At 72.9% G+C, this 2268-nt stretch carries 2 protein-coding genes; one reads left to right on the top strand and one right to left on the bottom strand.

The window, feature by feature from the left end:
• Positions 1-111: 111 nt before the first annotated feature.
• A complete protein-coding gene (locus ACFWY9_RS06245) occupies positions 112-1302 on the bottom strand; it encodes a CynX/NimT family MFS transporter (protein WP_378330499.1) in 1191 nt (396 codons plus the stop codon).
• A gap of 150 nt (positions 1303-1452) precedes the next feature.
• Between ACFWY9_RS06245 and ACFWY9_RS06240 the strand changes: the two genes are divergently transcribed.
• A complete protein-coding gene (locus ACFWY9_RS06240) occupies positions 1453-2142 on the top strand; it encodes a FadR/GntR family transcriptional regulator (protein ID WP_378338292.1) in 690 nt (229 codons plus the stop codon).
• The last annotated feature ends 126 nt before the right edge of the window (positions 2143-2268 follow it).

The following is a 2268-nucleotide window of genomic DNA, read 5'->3' as shown; positions in this document are numbered from 1 at the left end:
GGGGCGGGGTGTGTTTTACCCCCCCCCCCCCCCCCCCCCGGCGCCCCGCCGCCCGCCTCGGCGCGGTTCCGCCCCCCCTACGGCGCCCGGGGGGCCCCACAACCCCGGGGCTCAGATGTAGCGGCGGCGTCCGGCCAGGAAACCGAAGGCGATCTGCGCGACGTAGACCACCAACATCACCAGCCACGGGATCGTCCAGCCGCCGGTCACGTCGTGCAGCGTGCCGAAGAGGAACGGGCCGAGCGCGGCCAGCAGGTAGCCGAAGCCCTGCGCCATCCCGGACAGCCGCGCGGTGTCCTCGCCGCTCCTCGCCCGCAGCGCGATCACGGTGAGCGCGAGCGAGAAAACGCTCATCCCCAGGCCGACCAGCAGGCTCCACAGCAGCGGTACCGCCGCCGGCGCGACGAGCAGCCCGACCATCCCGGCGAAACCACACAGCCCGAGCGCGACGATCCACAGGCTCTGGCTGCCCTGCCGCGCGGCCACCGGCGGCACGAGGAGGCTGATCGGGACGGCGATGATCGAGATCAGGCCGAGCAGCAGGCCCGCGTCGCCCTTGCTGACACCGGCGTCCATCAGGACCTGCGGCAGCCAGCCCATCACGACGTAGGCGAGGAAGGCCTGGAGCCCGAAGAAGATCGTCACGATCCAGGCCAAGGGGACACGCAGCAGCGATCGGCTGCTCCCCCTGGCGGAAACCTCGGGCCGCGGGGCCCGTCCGGTGCCCCGGGCTGCGAGAATCCAAGCGAAGAACGCGATCCCGGCAAGCACCGCCCAGCTGCCGAGCGCCTGCCGCCAGCCGCCGAGCGCGGTGTCCAGCGGCGGGGTGAGCGCCGAGCCGAGCGCGCCGCCGCCTTGGAGCGCGGCGGTGTAGACACCGGTCATCATGCCGATGCGGGCGGGGAAGGAGTCCTTGATGACCACCGGGATCAGCACATTGATCAGCGCGATCCCCGCCGTCGCGACCAGGGTGCCACCGAGGACGACGTACGGTCCGTCCAGCACGCGCAGCACCAGCCCGACCGTCAGCACCGCCAGCGCGGCCCCGATCGCCGTGCCGATGCCGAACCGCCGGGAGAGCAGCGGCGCCGCCATCCCGGCGGCGGCGAAGCACAGGCCGGGCAGCGTGGTCAGCACGCCGGCCCAGATCGACGAGGCGCCGAGGCCGTCCCGCATCTCGCCCAGCAGCGGCCCGACGCTGGTGATGGCGGGGCGCAGGTTCAGCGCGGTGAGCACCACCGCGACGGCCAGCAGCACCCCACCCGCGATGACACCGGCGCGGCGGGGTCCCACGTCTTCCACGGCGCCTTCGAGTTCGAGTTCGAGACGCTCGGCATATCCCGGCTCCGCGGAGCGGGATTCGACGGAGGAGGACGGGACGGAACCACGGGAATCGACACGCACGTCGGCTACTATTACATACGTAGGATGATTGGATGAAGGGATTACTCTGTGCCTTTGGCCACGACACGCCGGGCCGGTCTGGTGGACCAGGTCATCGAGCAGCTGCGGGGCGCCGTGACGCGCGGGGAATGGCCCATCGGCGAGCGCATCCCCACCGAACCCGAGCTGGTCGAACAGCTCGGCGTCGGCCGTAACACCGTCCGAGAGGCTGTGCGCGCGCTCGCGCATTCCGGCCTGCTGGAGGTACGCCAGGGCGACGGCACCTACGTCCGCGCGACCAGTGAGGTGTCGGGCGCGATCCGGCGGCTGTGCGGCGCGGAACTACGCGAGGTACTGCAGGTCCGGCGGCTGATGGAGGTAGAGGGCGCGCGGCTGGCCGCGGCCGCGCGGACCGAGGAGGATCTCGCGGAACTACGCGAGCTGCTGGACCGGCGCGACGCCGACCTGCGGAGCAAGCAGGTGGCCGAATTCGCCCGCACGGACGCGGAGTTCCACCTCGCGGTCGTGCGCTGCGGGCACAACACCCTGCTCACCGAGCTGTACCGGGGACTCTCGGAGGCGATCACCGCGAGCGTCGCGGCGACGCTCGACGACCCCGAGCACGCCCAGGAGATCAAGCACCGCGGGATCGTCGAGGCCATCGCCGCCCAGGACGCGGACCGTGCCGCCGCTGAGGCCTGTGGCTTCCTCGACGAACTGCTCGACCGCCTGGCGCGCAAGCAGCAGAACGAGCTGTAGCGGCGGGGGGGGGGGGGGGGCGCCGGCCCCCCCCCCCCCCCCCCCCCCCGGGCGGGGGGGGGGGTGGGCGCGCGGGGGGGGGGGGACCCCGGGGTGGTGGTAAATTGGGGGGCGCCTAGGTTGGGT

Source organism: Amycolatopsis sp. NPDC059027 (genome assembly GCF_042739735.1).
Taxonomy (GTDB): domain Bacteria; phylum Actinomycetota; class Actinomycetes; order Mycobacteriales; family Pseudonocardiaceae; genus Amycolatopsis.
This window is presented reverse-complemented; position numbering and strand designations above follow the sequence as displayed.